The sequence below is a fragment of the Vibrio sp. AND4 genome, from assembly GCF_000171815.1.
Classification (GTDB): Bacteria; Pseudomonadota; Gammaproteobacteria; order Enterobacterales; family Vibrionaceae; genus Vibrio.
Window position 1 is genome coordinate 1 of the sequence record NZ_ABGR01000071.1, and the last position, 3,077, is coordinate 3,077.

Consider the following 3,077-nt stretch of genomic DNA (forward strand, 5'->3'; position numbering starts at 1 on the left):
TTTATTCGCACATTACCTATGACATCACTGAAGAAAAAAGGAAAGTAGATCGACCAGATGTACTTATTATTGAGGGATTAAATGTTCTGCAAAGCGGTATGGACTACCCACACGATCCTCATCGCGTGTTTGTATCGGACTTTCTTGATTTCTCTATTTATGTGGATGCAGAAACCGAAACCATTGAACAATGGTATGTAGAGCGTTTCTTGAAGTTTCGTCGAGGGGCATTTACCCAGCCTGGCTCTTACTTCAATCATTACACTCAGTTGTCTATCGAGGAAGCGAAGACGAAAGCAAAGCAAATCTGGCATGATATTAATGGACTCAATTTAGAGCATAATATTCTTCCTACTCGGGAAAGAGCCCATCTTATTTTACACAAAGGCCCAAGTCACTTGGTTGATAGGGTATCACTGAGAAAGTAATCTCTCTTTACTCATGCTGTTCCCCTTTCCTTAAGGAGATCTCACCGCCGATGTAGGTCTCCAACCCATTTTGGGTTTCCAGGACAACACCACCTTGCTGGTCAATACCTTTCACAACACCATATACTTCTCTCGGCCCCATCAATAACTTCACTGGTCGGCCAATAAAATTGTCGAGACGATTCCAGCGTTCAACAAAACCGCCCAGTCCCGTCATTTCGTATTCTTCTAGCGCGACCTTCCAATGTCTGATCAACTCAAGTGCAAGTTTATTTCGGTCGACATCTAAACCATCACTGACTCGATTTAAACTAGTCCAAGGTTGATCAATGTCCGGTTGTTGATCAGGCATGCCAATATTAAGCCCCATACCGATCACCAAATGCGCCGCAGCGCCCGCTTGTCCGGACATCTCTACTAAAATACCTGCCAGCTTTTTATCTTGGTAATAAATATCATTAGGCCATTTCAGCTTAACGCCATCAATACCCATGCTCTCTATGGCTTCAACTGCCGCAATACCAACAACCAAACTTAACCCCATCGCTGCCGCCATACCAGCATCCAAACGCCAATACATAGATAAATATAAGTTTGTACCAAACGGCGATATCCATTGACGCCCACGCCGCCCTCTTCCCATAGCCTGATATTCTGCTATGCAGACTCGCCCTTTAACCGAATCCTTGACTCGATCGAGTAGATATTGGTTCGTAGAGTCGATCACTGAAATAAGCTCAAGTGGTGTATCCAGCTGAGCTTGAAGTGTTTCTTCATTGAGAAGCTGCAAAGGTTGCGCTAACTGATAACCACGTCCTTGAATGCGAAATATATCGACGCCCCAGTCGTTGAGACCTTTTATGTGCCTAGCAATCGCAGCTCGAGAAATTCCAAGTTCTCGTCCTAACCCCTCTCCTGAATGGAAGGCACCATCACTGAGAGCCTTGAGGATGTGCAACTTTACAGCGTGCTCCTTTCTCATCGTTTCGCCTCAATTTCAGCTAAGTTGGTTTCACCCTTGTTATTCATAAAACGAACTTCGTGTTCAAGTTCAATTTGGTATTTATCCCAAACCGTCTTTTTGACCAGAGACGCTAGTTCAACCACATCATCAGCACTGCAATTATCAACATTGGTCAATACCAAAGCTTGCAAAGGGTTCACTTGAGCACCGTTGACCGATACCCCCTTTAATCCGCATTGATCGATTAACCACCCTGCCGCAACTTTCATTCCGCCTTGCGCTGGGAAAGCCACCATATTCTCGTAATGCTGCACAAGGTGATCGTAATGATCTTGACTGATCACTGGATTTTTAAAGAAACTACCCGCATTGCCGACTTTTGCTGGATCAGGCAGCTTTTCCATACGCACTTGGCAAACGCGCTCAAAAATAGCGAGAGGACTTAACTCATCTTCAGGAATACTCTGCAAAGGACCATATTGATTGATTGCCTGCCACTGCTTGGGTAATTTGAGGCCAATCGCAGTAATAAAGCATTTCTCATGTAAGCTGTGCTTGAAGATAGAATCACGGTAACCAAACTGGCACTCATACGCGCTCATTCGTTTTGTTTCAAAGCTGCTAAGGTCAAGAATATCCACGTATTCGCAAATATTCTGTAACTCTAAACCGTAAGCTCCGATATTTTGGATAGGTGCAGAGCCAGCGCACCCCGGAATAAGAGCGAGATTTTCCATTCCGCCCATACCTTGCTCAACACTCCATTTAACTAAACTTGGCCAATCTTCCCCACCTTCCACATGCAGAGAATAGTGCTGTTCAGTTTCAGTGACGACTTTTCCCATTAAGCGGTTAATGATTACTATGCCTTCGTAGTGTTGAGTAAATAGCATATTGCTTCCCTTACCTAAAAACAGTTTAGGTAAGTCTTGGTAAGCTTTATCTTGGAAGAGTTGCTTGACGTCTTCAATGGAGTCAACCACCGCTAGATACGCACAAGTTTGTTCTATACCAAATGTGTGGAAAGCCTTAAGGCTCGCGTGTTTCTTAATTTCCATAGTGGGTTTGCAACGCCAGGTGAGATTCTCGTAAACTGTAAACATTCTACATTAGTTATCTTTTAGCCGCAGTGACAATACCTAACTCAATAATCATAGAAGTGTTAAATCCAATCAAACTTCCTCTTATTAAGAGGTTGTATAAAGCCCATTACCCGGCTGGACGTGCCAAACGAGACGAGCTGATCATCACAGCCAGTATCGATAATTGTATCGTCGCTTTGTTAAGAATGAAGACGGTAGAAAAGTCACGCCTGCTCACCGGTATGCTGGTTGTACCGGAGCATAGAGGGACAGGTGTAGGAAACGCGCTGTTGGAGTACTGTACAAGAAAAATTTTCAGTGAAGGTGATTATTGCTTCGCATTTAGCCAGTTAGAAGGTTACTACGCACAACATGGATTTAAAACGATTGAAGGCACTGAGCTTCCCAACTCACTAAAAAATGCCTATTTTCGCTATATTGAGAGTGGCAAAGGTCTCATTCCAATGCAATTCACTGCTTCTTATCCCTTAAACGGTGTGGTTTTGTAGCCAGAGAAATCATATCTTTGGTAAAATATCAGGTTCGCAATATTACACTTAATTAAGGTACTCATACCGGTATGAAAGTAAATAGGAACCCATT

At 43.5% G+C, this 3,077-nt stretch carries 3 protein-coding genes and 1 pseudogene; 2 read left to right on the forward strand and 2 right to left on the reverse strand.

The window, feature by feature from the left end; all coding sequences use genetic code 11:
* Positions 1-428: pseudogene (locus AND4_RS18490) on the forward strand (type I pantothenate kinase); the annotation flags it as partial.
* A 7-nt stretch (positions 429-435) separates the two neighbouring features.
* Here the strand turns inward: AND4_RS18490 and birA are convergent.
* Both birA and murB read right to left on the reverse strand, forming a co-directional pair.
* Positions 436-1,410 carry a bifunctional biotin--[acetyl-CoA-carboxylase] ligase/biotin operon repressor BirA gene (birA, locus tag AND4_RS18495; RefSeq protein ID WP_009844509.1) on the reverse strand — a complete coding sequence of 325 codons (975 nt, stop codon included), beginning with the start codon at positions 1,408-1,410 and terminating at the stop codon, positions 436-438.
* Positions 1,407-2,450: a UDP-N-acetylmuramate dehydrogenase gene (gene murB / locus AND4_RS18500; protein WP_009844510.1), complete on the reverse strand. Its 1,044-nt coding sequence runs from the start codon at positions 2,448-2,450 to the stop codon at positions 1,407-1,409. Before murB ends, birA begins: the two co-directional genes overlap by 4 nt.
* A gap of 101 nt (positions 2,451-2,551) precedes the next feature.
* On the opposite strand from murB, the gene AND4_RS18505 reads away from it, so the two are divergent.
* Entirely contained in the window at positions 2,552-2,983 is a 432-nt protein-coding gene (locus AND4_RS18505; RefSeq protein ID WP_009844511.1) for a GNAT family N-acetyltransferase, read from the forward strand.
* The last annotated feature ends 94 nt before the right edge of the window (positions 2,984-3,077 follow it).

Excerpts from the sequence above, each read along its gene's own strand:
- birA (WP_009844509.1), bottom strand. The coding sequence starts at position 1,410 with ATGAGAAAGGAGCACGCTGTAAAGTTGCACATCCTCAAGGCTCTCAGT.
- murB (WP_009844510.1), bottom strand. The coding sequence starts at position 2,450 with ATGGAAATTAAGAAACACGCGAGCCTTAAGGCTTTCCACACATTTGGT.